The 23,059-nt window shown below is 73.8% G+C and carries 16 protein-coding genes; 8 read left to right on the top strand and 8 right to left on the bottom strand.

Translation table 11 applies throughout. The annotated features are described in order from the left end of the window. Nucleotides 1–126: 126 nt before the first annotated feature. The 3 genes from V5P93_RS15500 to V5P93_RS15490 are packed head-to-tail and all read left to right on the top strand — an operon-like array spanning nucleotide 127 to nucleotide 3,812. Entirely contained in the window at nucleotides 127–1,104 is a 978-nt protein-coding gene (locus V5P93_RS15500; protein WP_104476255.1) for an ATP-binding cassette domain-containing protein, read from the top strand. After that, complete coding sequence (locus V5P93_RS15495) at nucleotides 1,101–1,937, top strand: ABC transporter permease (RefSeq protein ID WP_104476254.1); 837 nt, start codon at nucleotides 1,101–1,103, stop codon at nucleotides 1,935–1,937. The genes V5P93_RS15500 and V5P93_RS15495 overlap by 4 nt, the downstream gene beginning before the upstream one ends. Nucleotides 1,938–1,985: 48 nt before the next feature. Next, the gene (locus tag V5P93_RS15490) at nucleotides 1,986–3,812 is read left to right on the top strand and encodes an AfsR/SARP family transcriptional regulator (RefSeq protein ID WP_181043272.1); all 1,827 of its coding nucleotides are present in this window, start codon (nucleotides 1,986–1,988) and stop codon (nucleotides 3,810–3,812) included. A gap of 74 nt (nucleotides 3,813–3,886) precedes the next feature. Here V5P93_RS15490 and V5P93_RS15485 read toward each other — a convergent pair whose 3' ends face one another. The 6 genes from V5P93_RS15485 to V5P93_RS15460 all read right to left on the bottom strand — a co-directional run bounded on the left by V5P93_RS15485 (nucleotide 3,887) and on the right by V5P93_RS15460 (nucleotide 17,386). After that, nucleotides 3,887–4,354, bottom strand: coding sequence for a pyridoxamine 5'-phosphate oxidase family protein (locus tag V5P93_RS15485; protein WP_104476250.1), 468 nt, complete (start codon nucleotides 4,352–4,354; stop codon nucleotides 3,887–3,889). Between the two features lie 78 nt (nucleotides 4,355–4,432). Next, nucleotides 4,433–5,587, bottom strand: coding sequence for a glycosyltransferase (locus tag V5P93_RS15480; RefSeq protein ID WP_104476249.1), 1,155 nt, complete (start codon nucleotides 5,585–5,587; stop codon nucleotides 4,433–4,435). Nucleotides 5,588–5,621: 34 nt separating this feature from the next. Further along, a complete protein-coding gene (locus V5P93_RS15475) occupies nucleotides 5,622–6,407 on the bottom strand; it encodes an alpha/beta fold hydrolase (RefSeq protein WP_104476247.1) in 786 nt (261 codons plus the stop codon). Between the two features lies 1 nt (nucleotide 6,408). Next, nucleotides 6,409–6,714, bottom strand: a complete 306-nt coding sequence (locus V5P93_RS15470) for an acyl carrier protein (protein ID WP_104476245.1) — start codon at nucleotides 6,712–6,714, stop codon at nucleotides 6,409–6,411. Beyond that, on the bottom strand, nucleotides 6,707–10,798 hold the full coding sequence (locus V5P93_RS15465) for a beta-ketoacyl synthase N-terminal-like domain-containing protein (RefSeq protein ID WP_245930956.1): 4,092 nt from the start codon (nucleotides 10,796–10,798) through the stop codon (nucleotides 6,707–6,709). Before V5P93_RS15465 ends, V5P93_RS15470 begins: the two co-directional genes overlap by 8 nt. Before the next feature lie 3 nt (nucleotides 10,799–10,801). Beyond that, nucleotides 10,802–17,386 (bottom strand): type I polyketide synthase, encoded by a 6,585-nt coding sequence (locus tag V5P93_RS15460; RefSeq protein ID WP_104476243.1) that lies wholly within the window; start codon nucleotides 17,384–17,386, stop codon nucleotides 10,802–10,804. 338 nt (nucleotides 17,387–17,724) lie between these two features. Here V5P93_RS15460 and V5P93_RS15455 point away from each other — a divergent pair, with 338 nt between their 5' ends. The 4 genes from V5P93_RS15455 to V5P93_RS15440 all read left to right on the top strand — a co-directional run bounded on the left by V5P93_RS15455 (nucleotide 17,725) and on the right by V5P93_RS15440 (nucleotide 21,081). After that, entirely contained in the window at nucleotides 17,725–18,564 is an 840-nt protein-coding gene (locus tag V5P93_RS15455) for an SDR family oxidoreductase (RefSeq protein WP_104476241.1), read from the top strand. 3 nt (nucleotides 18,565–18,567) lie between these two features. Continuing rightward, nucleotides 18,568–19,575 (top strand): aldo/keto reductase, encoded by a 1,008-nt coding sequence (locus V5P93_RS15450; RefSeq protein ID WP_104476239.1) that lies wholly within the window; start codon nucleotides 18,568–18,570, stop codon nucleotides 19,573–19,575. A 230-nt stretch (nucleotides 19,576–19,805) separates the two neighbouring features. Next, nucleotides 19,806–20,777, top strand: a complete 972-nt coding sequence (locus V5P93_RS15445) for a LysR family transcriptional regulator (RefSeq protein WP_104476237.1) — start codon at nucleotides 19,806–19,808, stop codon at nucleotides 20,775–20,777. Between the two features lie 172 nt (nucleotides 20,778–20,949). Then, entirely contained in the window at nucleotides 20,950–21,081 is a 132-nt protein-coding gene (locus V5P93_RS15440; RefSeq protein WP_281261633.1) for a hypothetical protein, read from the top strand. Nucleotides 21,082–21,090: 9 nt separating this feature from the next. Here V5P93_RS15440 and V5P93_RS15435 read toward each other — a convergent pair whose 3' ends face one another. After that, nucleotides 21,091–21,666 carry a hypothetical protein gene (locus V5P93_RS15435; RefSeq protein ID WP_146107893.1) on the bottom strand — a complete coding sequence of 192 codons (576 nt, stop codon included), beginning with the start codon at nucleotides 21,664–21,666 and terminating at the stop codon, nucleotides 21,091–21,093. Between the two features lie 227 nt (nucleotides 21,667–21,893). Between V5P93_RS15435 and V5P93_RS15430 the strand changes: the two genes are divergently transcribed. Continuing rightward, entirely contained in the window at nucleotides 21,894–22,556 is a 663-nt protein-coding gene (locus V5P93_RS15430) for a hypothetical protein (protein ID WP_374066218.1), read from the top strand. Here V5P93_RS15430 and V5P93_RS15425 read toward each other — a convergent pair. Further along, nucleotides 22,547–22,975: a TetR/AcrR family transcriptional regulator gene (locus V5P93_RS15425; RefSeq protein ID WP_219823878.1), complete on the bottom strand. Its 429-nt coding sequence runs from the start codon at nucleotides 22,973–22,975 to the stop codon at nucleotides 22,547–22,549. The two genes, V5P93_RS15430 and V5P93_RS15425, sit on opposite strands and share 10 nt — an antisense overlap. Nucleotides 22,976–23,059 lie beyond the last annotated feature (84 nt).

The raw sequence follows: 23,059 nt of genomic DNA, 5'->3' as shown, positions 1-23,059 counted from the left end.
TCAACAATCGAGGAGTGATTCGCGGCCACCGCCGACCATTTCGCCAGAAGGGACGATCCAGTGCCGGAAAAACGGACAAATGCACTGGGTCACTCTTTTGGCGGGACGGTGAGAAAACTGGGAAAAATGGAACGCGCGCGCATCGATGTCACCGGACTCGGCAAGACCTACGGTCCGGTCACCGCGCTGACCGGAGTCGATTTGACCGTGGCGGCGGGCAGCGTGCTCGCGGTACTCGGGCACAACGGCGCCGGGAAGACCACTTTGGTGGACATCCTGGCGACCCGGACCAGACCGAGCACGGGCAAGGCGTCGGTGTGCGGGTACGACGTGGCCACCCACGGCCACGAGGTGCGCAGGCGGATCGCGCTCACCGGCCAGTTCGCGTCGGTCGACGAGACCCTGTCCGCGCGGGGCAACCTGGTGCTGTTCGCCCGGCTGCTCGGCGCGCCCGCGCGGGCGGCCAAGGCCCGCGCCGAGGAGCTGCTGGAGGTCTTCGGCCTCACCGAGGCCGCGGACCGGCCCGCGCTCACCTACTCCGGCGGCATGCGGCGCAGGCTCGACCTGGCCGCCTGCCTGGTGGGCTCGCCCGAGGTGCTGTTCCTCGACGAGCCGACCACCGGCCTGGACCCGGTGAGCCGCACCGGTTTGTGGGCCACGGTGCGACACCTGGCCCGCTCGGGCACCACGGTCGTGCTCACCACCCAGTACCTCGAGGAGGCCGACCGGCTGGCCGACCGGATCGTGGTGCTGGCCGCGGGCGCGGTCGTCGCGGGCGGCACCCCGGCCGAGCTCAAGGCCAGGGTCGGCGCGCGCACCACCACGGTCACCTTCCGGGACGAGTGGTCGGCGCGCTGGGCCGTCGAGGAGTTCCAGCGGATCGGCCTGGCGCCGACGCTGGACCCGGACGCGTACACGGTGACCGCGGCGCTGCCCGACGCCGGGGTGATCCTCGCGCTGCTGCGCGCGCTCGACCGCTACGGCCTCGACCTCGCCGACCTGACCGTCACCGAGCCCACGCTCGACGAGGTCTACCTGAGCCTGCACCGGGCGAAGTGGCAGCAACCACCGGCGCCCGCCGCGGTGGAACGGGACACGGCGTGAACGCCCGGCACGCGCGGACCACCCGCGCCCCGGAGCCCCACGACCGGACCGGCTGGACCGGCAGCACGCTGCGCACCCAGGTGTGGGTGCTGACCGCCCGGTCGCTGCGGGCGGCCTTCGGCGACTACCGGCTGGTGTTCTTCGGCCTGCTGCAACCGGTCGTGCTGCTGCTGCTGTTCAGCCAGGTGTTCTCGGGCGTCGGCTCGCTGCCCGGGGTGGCCGCCTACGACGGGTACATCAACTACCTGATGCCCGCGACCCTGGTGAACATCGCCATGATCACCGCGATGGGCGCGGGCGCGGGGCTGGTCGCCGAGACCTACACCGGGGTGGTGGGCCGCTTCCGCAGCCTGCCGATCAGCCCGGTGTCGGTGCTGCTGGCCCGCACCTTCGCCGACACCGCCCGGTTGGCGGTGCAGTTGGTCGTGATCGTGGTGGCGGCGGTGCTGCTGCTGCGGTTCCGGCCGGACGGCGGCCCGTTCGGCCTCGCCGCCGCCGTGCTGCTGACGCTCGTGGTGGGCTGGGGCCTGAGCTGGGTCTTCGTGGCCATCGCGACGTGGCAGCGCAACGTGGAGCTGATGCAGGCGGTGTCGTTCATCGCCATGTACCCGCTGATGTTCTCCAGCAGCGCCTACATGCCGCTGCAGAACATGCCCGCGTGGGTGCGCGCGGTGGCCACGGTCAACCCGCTCACCTACGCGATCGACGCCGCCCGCGCGCTCGCGCTGGGCCGGTCCCCCGGCTGGGCGCTGCCGCTCGCGGTGCTGCTCGCCATGGTGGCCGCGCTCGGCGGTGGCGCCGCCGCCGCCCGCAACTTCCGCCGGTCGGCCTGAACGAGGACCGCCATGCCCAGCAACCACCTGACCAGGAACCCATCTCCCATGACCATCCGGATCGAGATCGTGGGCGCCCTGCGCGGCAGCCTCGACGGCGCGGCCGTCACCCCGTCGCAGCCCAAGCTGCGGCGGCTGCTGGCCCTGCTGGCGGCCAACCCGGGCACCGTGGTGCGGCACGAGACGATCACCGAGGAGCTGTGGTCCGGCCCGCCGTCGGCCCAGCTCGCGCGGATCGTGCAGACCTACGTGTCCCAGTTGCGCAAGCTCTTCGGCACCTCGGACGTGTGCGCGCACACCCCCAAGGTCGGCTACCGGCTGGCGCTGTCGCCACCGGACTACCTCGACACCGAACACCTCCTGCGGCTGCGCGACACCGCCGAGGCCCACCTGCGCGCGCAGGACCCGCGCGCGGCGGCGGACGTCCTCGGCGCGGCGGTCGACCTGTGCCGCGGCGAGGTCCTCTCGGACGTGTCGCTGGGCCCGGTGCTGCGCCGGGAGAAGGCGCGGCTGGACCTGGTTCGGGTGGGGGTGCTGGAGCGGTACCTGCGGGTGCAACTGGACCTGGGGCACCCGGAGGCGGTGCTGGCCCAGGTCGACCGCGTGGTGCGGGAAGACCCGCGGCACGAGCAGCTGTACGCGTCGCTGCTGCTGGGCTTCGCCCTGGCGGGCCAGCGGGCCCGGGCCACCGACCTGTTCCACGAGGTGCGGACCCGGCTGGCCCGTGAGTCCGGGCTGGAGCCGGGGCAGGCACTGCGATCGGCGTTCGAGCGGGCCCTGCGGGACGAGCCGGGGCGGTCCGGGCCCACCGCCGTCGGTCCCCCCGGAGTGCGTCCGCTGCGCGGAACCCGGCAACGCCCGGAGCAGGTGCTGCCCGCGGGCCCGGTGTTCGGTCACGGGCCGCAACTCGAGTTCGCGGTGTCCGAGTTGCGGCGGAGCCCGGTACTCGCCGTGGTCGGCGCGCCCGGGGTGGGGACGAGCACCTTCTGCGCGCGCGTCTCCGACCAGGCCCGCGGCGACTACCCGGACGGCAGGCTGCTGGCGGACTTCGCCGAGCACTCCCCCGTCGAGATCCTGGGCTCGTTCCTGCGCGCGTTGCGCCCAGGCGCCCCCGTCCCGGACGGCCTCTCGGCTCGCGCGCGTCTGTACCACCGCCACACCCGGGATTCACGACTGCTGGTGGTGCTGGACAACGTGGTCGAGTGCACCGACCTGACCGCCCTCACCCCCGCGTCCCCGGACAGCACTGTGCTCCTGGGGTGCGCCGCTCGCCCCTCCGGCATCCCCGCCGTCGACCTCCCGCGCCTGCCGGTCGAGGACTTGCTCGCTCTCTTCGCCTCCCGGGTAGGGCAGTCCCGAGTGGACAGAGAACCGTCGGCGGCGTGGTCCCTCATGACCCGCTGCGGTGGCCTCCCCCTGGTGGCCGCCGTCCTCGCCGACCTGGCCCGCTACCGCCCCCACTGGTCCCTGGGCCGCCTGGCCCAACGCCTGGCAACCGATCCCCCGTTGGCAGCGGGCAAACTGGACCTCCCCGCCGCCGTAGCCCGCAGCGCGGCGGGCCTGGACCGGGTCCAGTGGTCCGCCCTGATCCGCCTCGCCCACCGCGAAGGCCGCCCGGAAGCCCTCTCCGCGGACTGGGTCGCACGAGCCCTGGAACTCTCCGTCCCGGCGTCGACGGAACTCCTCGACCGCCTCACCGCCCTGCGCCTGGCCGACCCAGCGCCCCGAGGCCCCCGAGCGGACACCCGCTACCGCCTGGACCCCCTCTACCTACGGGCGATCCGCGAACTCTGCGCCAGATCCCCCCGCCGCGCCCCCGGCCCCTGGGCTCCCCCCACCCCGGACCGCCGCCCCCGCCAGGTCGCGTCGACCTAGCGCGTCAGGTCAGCCCGGACAGGACGTCGCCGAAGACCGCGATCCGCACGGCTCCACACCAGTGAACCGGCCGGTCACCTGTCGCCCGAGAAGTCCTTGGTGGTCCAACGGTCCGGGCGGATCTCCAGGTACTCCGGTGGTCCGAGTGGGTTGTCGCCCGCCAGCTCACCGGCGACCCAGCCCGCGATCGCCTCCTCCGGGAGGTAGCGGCGGCCGACGGCGGCCAGGTCGTCCGCGGTCGGCGGGCCCTGTCGGACCACGGTCCCCTCCACCGAGACGTACCGGTACGGCACCTCGGCCCGCTGGACCACCAGCGCCACCAGCCCGGCCGCGCGGGCCAGGCGGGACTTGCGCTTGCCCGCGCGCAGGACCAGGCCGATGTGGCCGCCCGGGGTGTAGGAGTACCAGGTGGGGTGGGCGTGAGGTGGGCGCCCGGGTTCGGCGTTGATGGCCAGGACGGCCACCTGCGGCACGGCGAGGAACTCCTCACGTTCGGCGGTGGTCAACGACCGCGAACGCGGCTTGTGCTTCGATTCGGACATCTCGCCCCCTGGTGGTGTGGGTCCCACACCACCAACACCCGGGTGCCTCCGCGCATTCCCGGACTGCCGGGAACCCACCTACCTCCGAGCCACCCGGGGGCACTGCGCCAGCTCCTCCAGCCGGGAGACCACGGCCTCGGCCCCGCCCGCCTCCTCGAACGACGCCCGCACCCGCCCCGCCGACTCCACATAGGACGGATCCGACACCACGGTCCGCACCGCCGCGGCGATGTCCGGCGCCCGCACGTGGTCGAACCGCAACCGTATCCCCGACCCCGAGGCCACCACCTGGTCCGCCACCACCGGCTGGTCATCCCGGATGGGCGCCACCACCAACGGCACCCCGTGCGCCAACGTCTCGCACACCGTGTTGTGGCCGCCGTGGCAGATCACCGCCGCCGCCCGGGGAATCAGGTCCAGCAGCGGCGCCGAGGCGACCACCACCGCATCCCCCGAAGCCGACAGGCACCCGCCCGGATCGATCACCACCCCTTGCAGCTCAGGCAACTCCGACAGCGCCAACGCGCACTCCGCCAGGAAGCGCCCGCCCGCTTCGGAATTCGTCGTCCCCAACGTCACCAGCACCAACCGCGCCCCCGGGCGCAGCCGAGACCACGGGAACTCCACCGGCCTGCGCCGGGACAGCGACGGCCCCACGTACCGCGGGTCCGACACCGCCACCACCGGCTCCCCCGCCAGTTCCGCCGTGCTGAACACCACCACCGAGTACGGCGAGAACCGCAGGTCCCCCGCCCCCTCGACGCCGTGCCGCGCCCGCAGCCCCCGCTGCTGCTCCCGCACCCACTCCGCGATCCGGGGCAGCGCCGCGAGGGGGTCCGCCAGCTCCGTCGACGTGCTGGCCGAGGTCACCCAGGGCAACCCCAGCCGCTCCGCGACCAGGGCGCCCGCGAACGCCTGTTGGTCCACCACCAGCAGGTCCGGGTCGAAGTCCTCCACCGCGGCCCGCACCCCCGGCACCATCGCGTCCGCCAGGGGCACCAGGAACTCCGCCCACAGGAACCGCAGGGCGGCGAAGGCGCGCAGGCCGGGGGGACGTCCCTCCAAATAGGACCCGGCGGGGTACACCCGCTCCCGCACCAGGTCGCGCACCAGTGGGCACGGGCCGACCCAGGCCACCTCGTGCCCGCGCGCCACCGCCGCGGCCGCCACCCCGACCAACGGGTTGACGTGCCCGGCCAGCGGTGGGACGACGAACAGCAGCCGTTTCCTCATCTGCCTCCCTCCGCGTCGGGTAATCGCCGCGCGCTCACCCGCTGTGCCTGCGCACCCAGTCGACGAGCAGGCCGCGGACGGCGCGGTGCTGCTCGACCAGCACCGAGTGGCCCTGGTCGTCGAAGACGAACAGCTCGCCGCGCGGCATCAGCGAGGTGAGCGCGTCGAGGTCGTCGGACTGGTAGCCGTAGCGGCCCAGGATGGACAGCACCGGGACGTCGATCGCGGCCACGTCGTCGATGGTCATCATGGTGCCGGTCGGCACCTCCTCGGCCATGGTGGTCGAGGTGATCCGCTTGGCCGCCAACCGCGCCAGCCGCCGGTGGTGGGCGCCGAAGGTGGCCTCGATCCACTCGTAGTTCTCCTCCACCTGGAGCATCTCCAGGGTGGCGGCGAGGATGGCGCGCATCTTCACCGCCCAGATCTCCGTCGGCGGCTCGGACTCGATGGACACCACGCTGCGCACCCGGTCCGGGAAGCTCGCCGCGTAGCGGTAGGCGATGGTGCCGCCGAAGCTGTTGCCCACCAGGTGCACCGGCCGGTCACCCGCCAGCGCCCGCAGGAGCTCGTCGAGGTCGGTGACGAAGTCGGTCAGCGTGTACCCGCTGACCGGCCGCTCGGACTTGCCGTGGCCGCGCAGGTCGTAGCTGATCACGTCGATGCCCGCGGCGGCGACCGGGGGCGCCAGGGTCAGGTAGAAGCTGGCGAGGCTGTCGGTGCCCATGCCGTGGATGAACACCACCGCCTCGGTCGCCCCCGCCCCGGCCCCGGGCAGCACCTGGTAGTTCGTGCGCAGCCCGTTGACCTTCAGCTCCGGCACCTCAGTCACCCTCCCGGAGGGCCCCGGCGACGTAGTCGGCGATCTGGCCGACGGTCAGCCCGATCACGTCGTCGAGGTCGAACTCGGCCAGGTGCTCGGCGAGGTTGACCCGGGGCCCGTACCGGTCGGCGAGCAGGCCGCCCAGGGTCACCAGGTCGATGCTCTCCAGGCCGAGGTCCTCGTGGAAGGCGGTGTCCGGGCGCACCTCGACACCCAGGATGTCCAGGTCGTCACCGACCAGGCCGCTGATCAACTCCACCACGCCGTCGAACACGTCGGTGGAGTGCTCCGCGGTCGTGTCAGTCATCTCCGGTGGTCCTCTCAACTCGGGCGGTCACCGCGGTGGGACCCGCGGGGGTGAGGGTGACGCGCAGGTCGGGCAGCGCGCGGCCGTGGTGACCGCGCACCACCAGCCGCTCGCCGTCCCCGGTCAGCAGGACCTCGGCGGGGAACAGCGTTTCCGTCCCCCACTCGTCGGGGCGCGCGGCCAGCCAGCCGCGCACCGCGTCCTTGGCCGCGACCCGTCCCAGCAGCCAGGTGCGCTGCCCGCGCGGCGGCACGGCGGCGTACGCGGCGCGCTCGGGCGCGCTGAGGTAGACGCCGACGAACACGTCGCGGGACGCCAGGGTCGTCCACCGGTCCTGCGCCAACCAGGTGCCGTCGGCCTGCGGCCGGGACAGCGCGTGGTCGCGCGGGAAGGCGTAGACGCCGTGGTCGGTGTGGTCGCAGTCGAGGCGGATGTCGTGCCAGCCGGTGATCGTCGCCCACACCCGGCCCGCGTGGCTGACCACGGCGTCCATCTCCACCGCGGCCTCGTCCGGGATCCGGGCGTCGGCCAGGCAGTCGACGACCGCGCCCAGCGGGGGCGGCGGGCCGTGGAAGACGATCGAGTCGACCCGGGTGGGGAACGCCAGGATCCTGGTGTCGACCCGGGCCTGGAGCCAGCAGCCGAGCATCTGGCCGACGTTGTCGAGCACGCAGCCGGGCGCGGGCAGCACCTTGATCTGGCCGTGGGCGCGGTCGCCGTCGTGCGCGGTGACCTCGGTCAGGCCCTGGAACTGCGGGCCGTGGAACATCTGCCTGCCGCCGTAGATCTCCACCGGGGTCAGCGCGGGTCCGGTGGCCGGGCCGGGGTGCGGGGCCGGTGCGGACGCGGCGGGGTAGGCGTCGGCGAGGTCGACGGTCATCGCGGCGAACTCACCGAGCCGCACCTGAACCGGTCCGCCGGGGACCGGCCGGGTCATGGTGATCTCCACGTCCTGGCTGGGCGCGGCGATCAGCCAGCGGGTGAACCGGATGTCGCGCACGGCGACCGCCAACTCGCCGGGCCACGCGCGTTCGGTGGCCCGCTGGGCCCATTCGACGAGCGTGGTGGCGGGCACGACCGGTCTGCGGTCGGTCTCGTCCGGCCAGTCCGCGCGCTGCCGGAAGAACCGGTGCCCGCGCAGGTAGGGCATGTCCGCCACCGAGACGCGCAGCAGCGTGGTGCGCACCGCGCCGGGTTCGGCCGCCGGGAGCGCCCGCTGGGCGGGCAGCGCCGCGGGGGCGGGTCGGATCGCCGGGGCGCGGCGGCTCCGGACGGCCGCGGTGACCGCGCGGACGGTCGCGTCGGTGTCGGCGATCAGCGCGGACAGCTCCCCCGCGATGTCCGCGGGCAGCCCGGCGGGCAGGTCCGGGCGCCCGCGCGACGGCGCGAACCGTCCGCGCGCCTCGGGGTCGACCGTGAGGGTGGGACTGGTGACGCGCACCGGGATCTCCCCCACCGCCGAGGCATTGTCCTTTTGGGAGGCGGTTGAACCGGCCTTTGTGGACTGTTCGAGCGCGGCGAGGTCCGGGTCGGCGCCCTCCACCCAGAGAGCGGTCGCCACCCGGCGCAGCTGCGCGAGGCCGGGCCGCACGGAGGAGGCCGCGTTGATCACCAGGTGCGGCGCGTCGTCGAGGGAGTCGCTGACGAAGGAGCCGAGCTGTCCGGCGCCCATCAGCACGAACACGCGGTAGCCGTCGGCGGACATCCGCGCGACGACCTCGCGGAACCGCACCGGTTTCACCAGGTGGTCCGCCGAGAGGCGCAGCAGCGAGTCCGAGTCGTCCGGGTAGCGGTCGGCGGTGGTCGCCGAGTACACCGGCAGCGTGCCCGCGCGCATCCCGGTCGCCCGGATCGCGTGCAGGTAGGGGTCGACGTACGGCGCCATCATCGGGGTGTGGAAGCCGGTGGAGAACGGCAGCGGGCGGGCGAACACCCCGGCCGCGCGGAACCGCTCGGCCAGCCGTTCGATCGCCTCGCGCGGCCCGCAGACCACGCTCTGCCGCGGCGCGTTGTCGTGGGAGACAACGACATCCGGTTCGTCGGCGATGCCGCGTTCTGCCTCGTCGACCGCGCAGCCCAGCGCCAGGTAGTCGACGGCGGGCATGGGGAAGCCGTCGAGGCCGATGCCCGGTCGGTCGCCGGTGAACATGCGCGCCAGCACGGCCGCGGTCCACTCGCCGATGCTGTGCCCGACCAGGCCGTCGGGCCGCACGCCGAGCCGCGCCAGGGCGCGGTCGAGCAGCATGCTGGCGTCCGCGACCGCGGCCACGTGCTCGGGCACGCTGCCGGTCTCGGCACCCGGCGGTTCCTCGCCCAGCAGCGCGGCGACGTCGTCGATCCGGGGCGCGAACTCGGCTTCCAGGCCGGGGAACACGAACGCGGTCTTGGCGCCGGGCTCGCGCAGCAGCGGCGTCCCGGTGAACCAGACGTCACCGGAGGACCAGGTCCAGCCGGGCTGGTCGGCGCGGGCCAGGACGCGCTGCGCGACCGTGAGCCGCTTCGCCGTCGGTCCGACCACCCCGAGCCGGAACCGACCGGTCGGGTCGCCGACGGGCTCGTCGGGCGGGCAGTCGCCGTGCTCGTCGAGCAGCCGCGCCAGCTCGGCCGGGTCGTGCGCGGCGAGGCGCAGCACCCTCTCCCGCTCGACCACCCGCGCGGGGCGGCGGATCGGCGTGTCCGGGGCCTGTTCGACCACGACGTGCGCGTTGATCCCGCCGAACCCGAACGCGTTGACCGCCGCGCGGCGGGGCCCGACGCCCTCCCACGGCTTGGCGGCGTCGAGGACGTGGAACCGGGTCGGCTCCAGCAGCGGGTTCGGGTCGGCGCAGTGCAGCGTCGGCAGCAGCACCCCGTGGTGCACGGCCAGCACGGCCTTGACCAGACCGGCGATGCCCGCGGCGGGCATGGTGTGACCGATCATCGACTTGACCGAGCCGATCACCGCCGACGCCCCGGGCGGGGCGCCGAACACCTCGCCGAGCGCGCTCAGCTCGGCCGCGTCGCCGACCGGGGTCCCGGTGCTGTGCGCCTCGACCAGGCCGACCGAGTCCGGTACGGCCGGGTCCAGCCCGGCCGCCGACCACGCCCGGCGCAGGGCCACGCGCTGCCCCGCCGAGTCCGGGTTGAACAGGCTCTGCGTCCGGCCGTCGCTGGCCGTGCCGACGCCGCGGATGACGGCGTAGACCCGGTCACCGTCGCGGCGCGCGTCGGAGAGCCTGCGCAGCACGACGACTCCGGCGCCCTCGCCGATGAGCAGTCCGTCGGCGTCGGCGGACAGCGGCCGAATGCCCTGCGTGGGCGACAAAGCGCGAAGCTGGCTGAACACGGCCCAGAACGTGTCGTCGTGACCGTGGTAGACACCGCCCGCCAGCACCGCGTCGCAGCGGCGCGTGGTCAGCTCACCTATCGCCTGGTCGACCGCCAGCAGCGAGGACGCGCACGCGGCGTCCACGGTGTAGGCGGGTCCGCGCAGGTCGAGGCGGTTGGCCACGCGCGAGGCGGCGAGGTTGGGCACCAGGTTGATCGCCGACTCCGGTTGCACCGGCCCCAGCGGGTCCAGCAGCGCCGCGCGCAGCTCGGCCAACTCGCCCTCGCCCATGCCCGGGTTCAGCTCGGCGACCACGCGCAGCACCGTCCGCACCGTGCGGACGCGCTGCTCCAAGCCGACCATGCGGGGGCCGATGTAGCCGCCGCGACCGAGGATCACCCCGACCTTGCCCGCATCGCCCAGCGCGGGCAGTCCCCCGGCGTCGGCCACGGCGGCCGACGCGACCCGCAGCGTGAGCAGCTGGTCCGGCTCGATGGTGTCCACCGAGTTAGGCATGATGCCCAGCCCGGCGGCGTCCAGCGAGAACGGCGCGAGGAACCCGCCGCGGTGGCAGTAGGTGCGGTCCGGCGGCAGGGGGGCCGCCGGGTCCGGGACGTCACCGTGGAAGTGCGGGTCCCGGCGGTCGGGCGGGACGTCGGTGATCGCGTCGTGGCCGGTGCGCAGGTTGTGCCAGTAGGTGTCCAGGTCGGGGGCGCCCGGCAGCATCACCGCCATCCCCACGACCGCGACCGGCTCCCGGGCCTGGCTCGCGTCCACGCCTCACACCCAGGCCGTGTAGACGACCGCGCGGGTGTCCCGGCCGCCCGCGGCCAGCTCCCGCACCAGGCACTCGGTGCCCGCCACCGGGTCGATCATGCCGATGCCGCGCCGGTCGAGGTCGCGGGCCAGCGCGTCGGAGACCATGCCGCCGTGCTCGCCGGTGGGCACCCACGGTCCCCAGTGGACGGTCACGACCCGGCAGCCGGTGCGCTCGGCGTAGGCGGTGCCCAGGGTCTCCAGCGCGTCGTTGCCCGCCGCGTAGTCGACCTGGCCGCGGTTGCCGAACACGGCGGAGACGCTGCCGAAGAACACCGTGAACGCCGGGCGCACGCCCGCCTCGGTGAGCCCGTCGAGCAGCGCGCGGGCGCCATCGATCTTGGTGGCGAAGACCCGCTGGAACGAGTCGTCGTCCTTGTCCAGCAGGAGCTTGTCGTCGAGGATGCCGGAGGCGTAGACGACGCCGTCGAGCCTGCCGTGCCGGGCGTAGACGTCCTTGACCAGCTGGCGGACCGCGGCGGCGTCGCGCACGTCGACCGAGCGGTAGTCGACCCGCCCGCCGACGGCCCGGATCTGGCCGACGGTCGCGGAGACCTCGCGCTGGGTCAGGATCGACCGCACCGCGCGCTCCACCTCGGCCAGCGGGCGCCCGTCGGCGGCCAGCGCCAGCCGCAGGCCCTGCTCGTCGGCGTTCGCCAGCTCCGGCGGCGGCGCCGACTCCGGCGGCCACGGCGTGCGGCCCGCGAGTTCGAGGTGGCAGCCGGACGCGGCGGCCAGGGCGGTGCTGCACCGGGCGGTGATGCCGCGGGCGCCGCCGAGCACCAGCACCACGGAGTCGCGGTCGAGGCCGAGCGCGCCGGGGACGGCGTCGTCCAGCTCGGCCTCGGCGACCTCGAAGCCGAACCGGTCGGCGCCGACGTGGCGCACCACGGGCTGCCCGTCGTGTTCGGCCAGTTCGACGGCGAGCACGTCGGCCAGCGCGCCGGGGGCGATGTCGGGGGCCACCTCGACCAGGCGGGCGAAGAGCTTCGGCCGCTCCGCGAGCACCGAGCGGACCAGGCCGCGCAGACCGGCGGCGTGGTACGGCGCTTGGCCGTCCACCTGCGGCGACACGACCAGCACCGAGTCGACCCCCGCGCCGACCGCGTCGCGCACGGCGGCGAACACCCGGGGCGCGACCGGCTCGTCGGCGACGGCGAGCGGGGTGAGCAGGATGAGCGTGTCGGGGTCGTCGACCTCGCCGTCGACCGCGCCGTGCAGCACGGCCATGGCGCGGACCGCGGCGGCGTGCTCGGCGCGGTCGGGGTCGTGCACCACGCGGACGCGCTTGCCGGTGAGGTCGGGGGCCACGCCGATCGGCTTGGCGGGCACGGTGACCGGCAGGAACCGGCGCGGCCGCACGCCGTCGACGACCCGGTCCTGGCTGGGCGCGGGCTCCTCGGCGATGATGCCGAGCCGCTCCTCCAGCCAGAACGCCATGGCTTGGGCGCTGCGCCTGCGGTGCAGCTCGTCGTGCACGGAGCCCTCGGCGTCGACGCCGAGCTTGGCGATCAGCGTGCCCGCGATCTCGGTGCGCTTGATGGAGTCGATGGACAGGTCGGCTTCCAGGTCGAGGTCGCCGTCGATCATCTCCGGCGGGTAGCCGGTGCGCGCGGCGATCACCTCGACGACCGCGGCGAGCACGTCGGCGGGCGACGCGGTCGGCTCCGGCTCGGGCTCCGGCACCGGCCGGTGGTGCCCGTTGACGCCGTTGCTCCCGTTGGTCCCGTGCTCGACCGCGGGCAGCTCCGCCAGGACCGGCTCCGGCTCCAGCAGCGGCGCGGCGGCGACCAGCACCGGTGCCGCGGGGGCGGCGGGGGCGGCGGGGGCACCCGCGTAGCCGAGGTAGCCGAGCAGCACGTCGCGCTGCGCGGAGACGATCTCGCGGTTGGTGCGCAGGAAGGCGGCGACCACCTCGTCACGGGGATCGCGGGCGGCCGGGGACTCGGGGGACATCAGGGACCTCGTGATTCGTCGGGCGGGGACCAGGGCCCCGCGCGGGATGGAGCCGTCGGCACGGCGGACCAGCTGGCCGTCGACCGTCCACGGCGCGGCGGCGGCCCGGTGCCGGGCCCGGCCGCGCACCAGCCAGTCGGTGTCGACCGGCACGCCCGCGGCGGCCAGCCGGGCCAGCGCGGTGAGGAACCCGCGCAGCCCCGGGGCGCCGGGGTCGCAGGCCACCGCCGTGTGCTGGGCGTCGGCCAGGATCGCGCCGACCAGTCCGGTGAGGACGGTGCCGGGGCCGACCTCGACGAAGGTGCGGGCACCCGCGGCGTGCATGGCCCGCACCTGCTCGACGAACCGCACCGGCGCGGCCACCTGCGCCGCCAGCTCGGCCCGGACGTCCGAAGTGGACGAGTAGGCGTCGGCGGTCCGGTTGGCGTACACGGGCAGTTCCGGCGGGCGGACGTGCTCGTCGGCCAACGCCTCCGCGAACAGGGCGGCGGCGGGGGCTACCACCGCGCTGTGGAACGCGCAGGCGACCGGGATCCGCTTGGCGGACAGGCCTTCCGCGACCAGCCGCTCGACCGCGTCGGCGATCCGGTCGGTGGGGCCGGAGAGCACGATCTGCTCGGGTGCGTTGTGGTTGGCCAGGACCACGTCCCCGTCGAGTCCCCAGTCGCGCAGCAGCGGCGCGACCCGGTCGGCGGACGCGCGCACGGCGGCCATGGTCCCGGGGTCGCCGCCCGCGGCGGTCATGATCGCCTCGGCGCGGCGGGTGCTGAGGCGCAGCAACGTGTCGCGGTCGAAGGCGCCCGCGACGGACAGGGCGACGAGTTCGCCGTAGCTGTGCCCGCCGAGCAGGTCCGGCCGCACGCCGACCCGGTCCAACAGCTCCGCGACGGCGGTCGCGGCGAGTCCGAGGGCGGGTTGGGCGGCGCGGGTGTCCCGCAGGGCCGCGTCCTGCTCGGCGGCGGTGTCCGGGTCGAACGCGGTCGGCGGGAACGCGAGCGCGGCGGCGGGTCCGCTGAGCCCGGCGCGCAGGTCGGGGAAGGCGACGAACAGGTCGGCGAGCATGCCGGTGCGCTGGCTTCCCTGGCCCGGCACCAGGAACGCGACCTTGCCGGGGTCGGCGTCCGGGTCGGCGTTGTGCAGCGCGCGGTCCGGTCGGCCGTCCAGGGCCGCGCGCAGAGCCGATTCCAGCTCGGAGAGGTCACGCGCGACGATCGCGTGCCGCACCGGTTCCGTGCGCGGCCACTCGGCGGCCAGCACGGCGAGGTCGGTGAGCGAGTGCTCGCCCCCGGTCAGCTCGAACAGGTCCCGCACCGCCTGGGTGGAGCGCAGCAGGAACAGCTCGCAGTCCCAGTCCCGCAGCGCGTGCCGCTCCAGCGGCGCGCCGGGGCCGGTGGTGAGCACGGCGTGGAAGTTGGTGCCGCCGAAGCCGAACGCGCTGACGCCCGCGACCCGCTCGGCGCGCGGCGTCAGCCACGGCCGGGGCGCGGTGCTGAAGGTGAACGGGCTGTGCCGCCGGTCCCAGGCGGCGACCGGCTCGGACAGGTGCAGGGTCGGCGGGATGACGCCGAACCACAGCGACAGCGCGGACTTGATGACCCCGGCGAGCCCGGCGGCGCACTTGGTGTGCCCGATCTGGCTCTTGACCGACCCGAGCGCGCAGCTGCCGGGTTCGGCGCCCGCGGTGGTGAAGAAGTCGGTCAGCGTGGTGAGTTCGGTGCCGTCGCCGACGACCGTGCCGGTGCCGTGCGCCTCGACGAGCCCGACCGCCGCCGGGGAGATGCCCGCCATGCGGTAGGCGCGGTCGAGCGCGCGGCGCTGACCCTCGGGGCGCGGGGCGGTGAGGCCGAGGGAACGGCCATCGCTGGCCGAGCCGACGCCGCGGACCACCGCGTAGACCCGGTCGCCGTCGCGTTCGGCGTCGGCCAGGCGCTTGAGCACCACGCAGGCCACGCCTTCACCGAGGGCGATGCCGTCGCCTTCGCGGTCGAAGGGTCTACACCGCCCGGTTGGCGACAGCGCGCCCGCCGAGGTGAACATGAGGTAGTCGGCGATGCCGTTGTGCACGTCGACGGCCCCGCACAGCACCATGTCGGCGCCGCCGTGCGCGAGGTCGCGGCAGGCCAGTTCGAGCGCGGCCAGCGAGGAGCCGCAGGCGGCGTCCACGGTGTAGTTGGCGCCGCCGAGGTCGAGGCGGTTGGCGATGCGGCCGGAGATGACGTTGGTGAGCGTGCCGGGGAACGAGTCCTCGGTCAGCGCGGGCAGCTGGTCCAGGATCTCGTCGGGCACCTCGCCGAGCCAGGACGGCAGCAGCGCGCGCACCACGTTCGCGTTGGCCAGGTCGCCACCCGCCTCCGCGCCGAAGATCACGCCGGTGCGGTCGCGGTCGAAGGCCCGGTCGAGGTAGCCCGCGTCGGCCAGCGCGCGGCGGGCGATCTCCAGCGACAGCAGCTGGGCCGGGTCGACGCTGCCCATGGACGCGGGCGGGATGCCGAAGGACATCGGGTCGAACGGGACGGGCGGCAGGAAGCCACCCCACTTCGACGGTGTGGTGCCGGGTTCGCCGCCGCCCTGGCGGAAGTAGACCGCCGGGTCCCAGCGGTGCGGCGGCACCTCGGTCACGTCGTCGCGGCCGCGCAGCACGCCGGACCAGAACGCGCCGAGGTCGTCGGCGCCGGGGAACACGCACGACATACCGACGATCGCGATGTCGACCGGCGCCTGCTCGCGGTCCCGCGCCCGCGTCGGCGTCCGCGCGCTTTCCCCGGTGCGCAACAACTCCGCCGCGCCCTCGGTGACCTGCCGGTGCAGCGCCTCGATGTCGGTGAGCCGGTCGCGCAGCACCGCGACCTGGCCGACCATGTACATGCCCTCCGCGACCTGGCCGTCCTCGTCGACCTCGACGAGGACCGCGCCGTCGCGGCGCAGGCCCTTGCTGGCGATGCGCAGCCTGCCGACGTTGAGCTCCTCCAGCGCCTGCCACCGGTCGCGGGCGGAGACGCCGCGCGCGGTCAGGTCGGCGGCGACGGCCTCGAACTGGTCGACGAACGGGCTGGGCAGGCAGCGGGTCTCGTGCCCGGGCGCGGTCCGCACGGTGACGGTCCGCTCGGCCACCATGACCTCGCGCTGGTACCGGTCGGTGATCGCGCCGTGCCGCACGGCCTCCTCGGTGAACAGGTACGCGGTGCCCATCAGCACGCCGATCCCGGCGCCGCGCCGGGCGGCCGGGGCGGCCATCGCGGCCACGGCGGCGGCGGAGACCTCGTCGTGCACACCGCCCGCGAACAGCACCTCGACCCCGGTCAGGTCCGCGCGCTCGGCGAGCACGCCGAGCTGCGCCTCCCACAGGCCGAAGCTGGTGCGCGGGCCGATGTGGCCGCCGCACTCGGAGCCCTCGAAGACGAACCGGCGGGCGCCCTGGTCGAGGTACTGGCCGAGCAGCGTCGGCGACGGCACGTGCAGGTACGCGGCGATGCCGTCGGCCTCCAGGGCCGCGGCCTGCGCGGGGGTACCGCCCGCGACCAGCACGCTGTGCGGGCGCACGGCGCGGATCGCGGCGAGCTGCGCGGCACGCAGGTCCTCGGTGACGAACCCGAGGATGCCCGCGCCCCACGGCCGATCACCGAGCAATTCGGCGGTGTCGCGCAGCAACGCCTCGGTGCGGGGGCCGTCGGCCAGCGCCACGGCCACGTAGGGCATGGCGCCCCGGTCGGCCACGGCGAGGGCGAAGCCGGGCTGGTCGGAGACCCGCGTCATGGGGCCCTGGGCGACGGCGTGCGCGACGCCGAGGGTGCGGCGCACCGGTTCGCCCTGGGCCCGCGGGTCCACGTCGACCCCGGCGGTGTCGAGGTCGCGCACCAAGCCGCGCACCAGCGCCTCGGCCGAGCCGTGGCGCCGGACTGACACCGCGGCCAGGTACGCGTCCTCGCCGAGCGGGAGGTCGGTTCCGCGCAGCACCCTGCGACCGCCGCGGACCTCCGTCTCCGTCCCGTCCGCCGTGGCCAGCCGGGCGCGCAGGGCGGGTGGCAGGTCGCACTCGCCGAAGAGGCCCAACTGGCTGTCCAGCACCACCCCCGCCGCGCCGACCGCCACCGCACCGACAGCGGTGTGCGGGCCGATGCCGCCGCGCACCCAGACGGGCGCGCCGAGGCGCAGCAGTCGTTGCAGCAACATGAAGGAGGTCAGCTCGCCGACCGCGCCCGCGGCCTCGCCGCCCACCGCGACCACGCCGGTGGCGCCGTCGTCGACGGCGGCGCGGGCCTGGTCGAGGTCGGTCACCTCGACCAGCACCGGCAGGTGCGCGGCGGTCTCGGCGACCGACCACGGCGCGTCCGGACCGAGCAGCACGACCTCGACGGTGGCGCCCGCGCGCCCGCGCAGGTCCGCGGGGCGCAGCGGGCAGCCCGGGCGCACGCGGACGCCGATCCGGTCGGCGAGCCCGGCCGCGCGGGCCAGGACCGCGGCGGTGTCGGCGCCGAGGTCGAGCACACCCAGTCCGCCACCCCGGCTCACCGCGGCGGCCAGCCGCGGGTCGGGCATGTCGAAGGGGCCGCACCCCAGCACGCGCCACCGGGCGCCGACCTGCGCGTCGGACATCGCGCCTCCTATTTCCGCACTTCTTCTCGGCCGCCGAGCCGGTTACGGCCATTTCCGGGAAAATGTGAACACCGCAGGAGCGGCTTCGGGTGACAATGCCCGCGAGCCATCCGGCGTCGCCACATTCGAAGAATGGGTTTGAGCGTCGCTTGAGCGAGATTTCAGCCGCCCGACCCGGGGCTCGCGGACGTGTTAGCGTCGAGGTCGCGCGGGCTTTCCAGTGGCGAATTCCCGCGCCCTCCGACGACATCGGCGCAGGTGAATCGCCGTCGATTCGCGACGCACCGGTCCACGGACGCCAACCCAGGTACTTCGCAAGGCAGGCAAGGGGAGAACTCATGGAGCTGACCGGTCGCGTGGCCGTGCTCACCGGGGCGGGACACGGAATCGGGGCGGCGATGGCCAGACGGTTCGCCGCGGCGGGGGCGCGCGGCGTCGTGGTGTCCGACCTCGACGGCACCGCGGCCGCGGGGGTCGCCGAGGAGATCAACGCGGCGGGCGGGCGCGCGGTCTCGCGGCCCGCCGACGCCGCGGACAAGGCCGAGCTGCGCGGGCTGGCGGCGCTGGCGGTGTCGGAGTTCGGCGGCCTGGATGTGTTCTGCTCCAACGCGGGCATCGCGTTCGGCACCGGCGTGCACGCCGACGACGAGCACTGGCGCCGCTCCTTCGACCTCAACGTGCTCCAGCACGTCTACGCCGCGCAGGCGGCGCTGCCCGCGATGCTCAGCGCGCGCAGCGGGTACCTGGTGATCACCGCGTCCAGCGCGGGTCTGCTGAGCCTGCCGGGGGACGCGCCGTACTCGGTGACCAAGCACGCGGCCGTGGCACTGGCCGAGTGGCTCGCGGTGACCTACCGCAGCCGGGGGATCCGGGTCAGCGCGCTGTGCCCGCTCGGGGTCCGCACGCCGTTCCTGGTCGACGGTGTGCGCGCGAACCACCCGGCGGCCAACGCGGTGGTGTCCATGGGTCCGCTGCTGGAGCCCGAGGAGGTGGCCGAGTCGGTGCTCACCGCGATGGCCCACGAGAAGCTGCTGATCCTGCCGCACCCGAGCGCGGGCGTGGACTACGCGCACAAGGCCGCGTGCCCGGACGAGTGGCTGCGCGAGACGGTGGCCACGCTGCCGACAATGCAGGCGCCGCAACCGGTGCGCCTCGGGCAGCCGAACGGGCGGGGCTGAGCCGTGCGCTACCGCAACCTGGGCGCCAGCGGTCTCGTGGTGAGCGAGATCGGCTACGGCAACTGGCTGACGCACGACACCGAGCACGCCGCCGACTGCGTGCGCGCCGCGGTCGACGAGGGCGTGACGCTGTTCAACACCGCGGCGGCGTGGGACCGCGGCGCGGCGGAGGAATCGTTGGCGCGCGGGCTGAAGGGCGCCCACCGCGACTCGATCGTGCTGTCCACCGGCGTGTACTGGCCGGAGGACGACGGCACCACGCAGGGCGGGTTGAGCCGCAAGAGCGTCTTCGCCTCGCTGCACGGTTCCCTGCGCAGGCTGGGCACCGACCACATCGACCTCTACCACCTGCTGCGCTACGACTACCAGACCCCGTTGGAGGAGACCTTCGTCGCCCTGTCGGACCTGGTGCGGCAGGGGAAGGTGCACTACGTGGCCACCTCGGAGTGGACCGCGGAGCAGATCCAGCAGGCCGCGCCGCTGGCCGAGAAGCACCGCGTGCCGCTGGTCGGCAACCAGCCGCAGTACTCGATGCTGTGGCGGGTACCGGAATCCCAGGTGATCCCCGCGTGTGAACGGTTGGGAATCGGACAACTGGCCGCGGTCTCGCTCGCCCAGGGCGTGCTCGCGGGCCGCTACGCCGATGGGAATTTCCCAGCGGATTCCCGGGTCGCGGCGGGCGGCGACCTGGCGCGGGCGCTGATCTGGCCGCTGCTGCACGAGGAGCTGCTCACCCGCGTCGAGCCGCTGCGCGGGGTGGCGCGGCACTGCGGGCTGACCATGGCGCAACTGGCCCTGGCCTGGGTGTTGCAGAACCCGTTGGTGGGCACGGTGGTCGTCGGGGCGACCCGGCCGGAGCAGGTGCGGGAGAACGCGGGGGCGTCCGGGGTGACGCTGGACTTGGACACCCTGGGACAGATCGACCAGCTTTTGGGAACATTCGTGCAAACTGACCCAAGACTGACATTCACACCACCGCAATACCGGGACATAGATCCGGCGGCGCTATAGCCGTCCGCTATGCAATGGTGGGATAGACCGGTTACCGCCAACCGGCCCTATAATGGGCTGGCGGTCTCCACGACCGCATTTCTCCTGTGCGCGGCGAATCCGCACCACCCGCCCACCCGGCCCGCGCCGGGTGGGAGTCCCCGGGGCGGGCGCCGTGGACCCCACGGGTGCGTCGTGGCCGACCGGCACCGGATGCGAGGCGCCCCCCACCCTGCGGACGGAGTCACCACATGGAGGTCGAGATCCGCCACCTGCGCGTGATCGTGGCCATCGCCGAGTCCGGCAGCCTCAACCGCGCGTCCAAGGTGCTCGGGCTGTCCCAGCCCGGGCTCACCGGCCAGCTCCAGCGCATCGAGAACACCCTGGGCGGCCAGCTGTTCTTCCGGGCCGAGCGGGGTTCCTGCCCCACTCCGTTCGGCCACAACGTCCTGGCCGAGGCCCGCGCCGTCCTGCGCGGGCTGCAGGGCATCCGCAGGCGAGCCGAGTCCCAGGCCCGCCTGGCCGGTACACCCCCGGTCCGCCTGGGCGGCTGCGGCGGCTACCTGCACCTGGACCTGAGCCGCTGGTTGTCCGGCTTGGAGTGGGTGCCGGGGGTGCGCCTCACCGAGGAGGCGGACCCGCAAGCAACCGTCGACCAAGTCGCGAACGGGGCCCTGGACCTGGCCACGGTGTACGAGTGGCCGGGCTTCACCCCGCGCCTGCCGGACGGGGTGCAGAGCGAGGTCCTGGTACCCGACGAGCCGGTGCTGGTCATGGTCGCCCCGGACCACCCGCTGGCGCACGAGCACGCGGTCAAGTTGGAGGCGCTGGCGGAGTTCCCGTGGGTGGACGAGCCACCGGGGATGAGCCAGTGGCCGGTGTACCTGAGGCAGGTGTGCCACCGCCACGGGGTGACGATGGACCAGCAGCACGAGGTCCTGTACACACCCACGGCGCACGAGCTGGTGGCCACCCGGGCCGCTATAGCCCCCGCCCTGATCACCGGCCAGGACATCCCGGGCCGCATCCGACTGCGGGGCCTGGTGGGCAGCCCCCTGCGCCAATGCCTGCGGGTGGTGTACCGCCCGGAGACCAGGGTCGCCGAACACATCGGCGAGATCTGCGCGGAGCTGATAGCCCTCTACCAACGCACCGGCTCCCGAAACGAGTACTTCCGCCGCTGGTGGGCCAACGAGGGCAGACACAGCACACCCACGTTCTGATAGTCCACAGTAGACGCCCCACGCCACCCCAGGCGCGGGGCGTCTGTGGTACGGTCACCCTCGGCGGGCGCGGTCCGCCAGCCTGAGTGGCCACCCTCCCGGCTTGGGTGAACACCACTCCCAAGCGCTCGGGCGCCCCGCGCGAAGAAGTCGACCAGTCTTACGTAGTGCCATGCGCTCCATCCTCGTCAGCCGTGCCGGGCGGCGGAACGGGATTGACGTGCGCAAGGACTACCTCACCACCCATCTGCTCGACCTCCGCCACGCCCGCACGGGCGAATCCGTCCGCGGTCTACCCAAATGAGCCACGACACTACGTCGGGACCTCTCCCCCGCCGACCGCGAGATCTTGGTACACGCCTTCCGTGGCGACGACGTCACCGTGCCGCACGACCTGCGGCAACGCATCCTCCCGAGCGCGGCGGGACAGCGTCAGCAGGAACTGGAAGCGGTACTGCTCAACGCCCTGCTCCGCGGGTTCGACCACCTGGTCTTCAACCCCCGCATCTGGAGTTGGCGACTCGACAAGGTCATCGAGGAGGTGCGGCCGGAGCCCGACGTGCTCCGCGTCCGCTTGGCGCCCCAGTTGCTCGGCCCACTCCTGATGGAACTGCTGACCGGCGCGGTGCCGGTCCACGCACGACACCGAGCACAGCAGGTCGAGTTCTCCCCGGTCGACGACCCCACGGGCGCGCGAGTGATAGCCACCGGCGTGTCCGAACAGACCTGGCTCGCAGCGCACAGGTACGTGGCGGCCACGAATGCCGAAGCACCCCCTGACCAGGACCGCTACCCACGCCTGTACACGCCCGCTCACTTGGCGAGCGACCTGCTCCGCAGAATCCGACTCTTCCGCCAGGTGTGGTCGTTGAAGGTCGACGGCGGTCACATGGACGACCTACTGGTCGAGTGGCGAGGTGCCCCCGACGACTCCGATGTCTCAGCTTCCCTCCAACACCCGGCTGCCCCCATCGGTGTTGAGGGCCTGCGCTTGCGCCAGCTGAGCAAGAGCGACACGCCTCGCCCCAACAACCGCTCCAGGTCGATGCGCGCCGCATGGGAGACATGGGAGCGGGGAACGCCCACTCACACATCCAGCTCGACGACCTCGTCGCCATGCGCTACCGCTTCACCGCCGAGTCCAAGCACACAGCCACGAACTGCCTGCGGAACCTCGCCAAGTCCCCGAACCCCGCTGCCCTGCGCGCCGGACTGATCCCCGAAGCGCACTCACCCCACCAGCGGGTCCTGGAGACATCCCTGCTGTTGACCATGCGCTACTGCGACGCGGACCGCGTCTACCGCGCGGTCAGTCCGCGCACAGCGGGATTGGTGGTCGATCTGGAGAACGAGGTCGTTGACGACTTCTTCCGCTCCCTCCTCACATGGACGCGTTCGGATGGCGATCATCCCGGTGTCCCGGGTCTGCGCGTGGTCCCACGGGTCAACACGATCCAGTTGCGGCTGCTGGACGAGGACAGCCACCTCACAGACGCCCGGGTCGAGGTCAACGGCATCCCCGGGAGTGCGTGGGAGGCGATCTGGCGGAGCACCCGCGAGCCCGGCAAGGTCGACCCGCTCCTGGCGAACTCGCCTGTGCTCAGCCCAGGCGAACGGAAGCCACCACCTTCTGCTCCACCATCTTCCTCACCTGCGCCGCCCTCCTCCTCGGCACCGCGGGCACCGCCGTTACCACGATCGCCTCTCTGGCCGCAATCCTCACCGCCAAACGGCGGCTGCGACAACTGTGAACGTTTCGGGCTTCCCCTTCACCGGTGACCGGATTCCCGAAGCCCGTCCCCGATCACCGCCAGCGCCCCGGCAACCTCGCACGACCCGGAATACGCGGCCAAGAGCACCCCTCGAACCAGCGTCATCAGCACCCCGATCGACACGTCCCCCCGAACCTCCCCCACCTCCTGCCCCCGCACCAACAAGACGCCGAGCGCGGTCCGCAACTCCAGGTTCGCCGACGTCAACCCAGGTGTCACAGCCGTCCTGGTCAACGCGTCTACCAGGTCCCGGTCGCCCATCCCCTTCGACACCACCGCGGTCAGCGCCGAGAAGAACGCCTCCCCCGGCTCCGACGCGGCCACCGACCGCATCCGGTCCACGAGGGCGGACATCCGGTCCAGGACCACTGCCTCGAAGAGCAGTTCCTTCGTCGGGAAGTGCCGGTACACCGTGCCCGCGCCCACCCCCGCGAGCCGGCGATCTCGTCCAGCGGCGCCTGCAGTCCCTGTGCGGCGAACGCCTGCCGCGCGGCCGTGAGCACCCGGGTC

This window comes from Actinokineospora auranticolor (genome assembly GCF_041897805.1).
GTDB lineage: Bacteria > Actinomycetota > Actinomycetes > Mycobacteriales > Pseudonocardiaceae > Actinokineospora > Actinokineospora auranticolor.
The sequence above is the reverse complement of the archived record's forward strand: the minus strand, read 5'-3'. Positions and strand labels throughout refer to the sequence as shown.

Coding starts and splice junctions, on each gene's coding strand:
- V5P93_RS15500 (WP_104476255.1), top strand. CDS start 127: ATGGAACGCGCGCGCATCGATGTCACCGGACTCGGCAAGACCTACGGT.
- V5P93_RS15490 (WP_181043272.1), top strand. CDS start 1,986: ATGACCATCCGGATCGAGATCGTGGGCGCCCTGCGCGGCAGCCTCGAC.
- V5P93_RS15485 (WP_104476250.1), bottom strand. CDS start 4,354: ATGTCCGAATCGAAGCACAAGCCGCGTTCGCGGTCGTTGACCACCGCC.
- V5P93_RS15480 (WP_104476249.1), bottom strand. CDS start 5,587: ATGAGGAAACGGCTGCTGTTCGTCGTCCCACCGCTGGCCGGGCACGTC.
- V5P93_RS15470 (WP_104476245.1), bottom strand. CDS start 6,714: ATGACTGACACGACCGCGGAGCACTCCACCGACGTGTTCGACGGCGTG.
- V5P93_RS15460 (WP_104476243.1), bottom strand. CDS start 17,386: ATGTCCGACGCGCAGGTCGGCGCCCGGTGGCGCGTGCTGGGGTGCGGC.
- V5P93_RS15455 (WP_104476241.1), top strand. CDS start 17,725: ATGGAGCTGACCGGTCGCGTGGCCGTGCTCACCGGGGCGGGACACGGA.
- V5P93_RS15445 (WP_104476237.1), top strand. CDS start 19,806: ATGGAGGTCGAGATCCGCCACCTGCGCGTGATCGTGGCCATCGCCGAG.
- V5P93_RS15440 (WP_281261633.1), top strand. CDS start 20,950: ATGCGCTCCATCCTCGTCAGCCGTGCCGGGCGGCGGAACGGGATTGAC.
- V5P93_RS15430 (WP_374066218.1), top strand. CDS start 21,894: ATGCGCTACCGCTTCACCGCCGAGTCCAAGCACACAGCCACGAACTGC.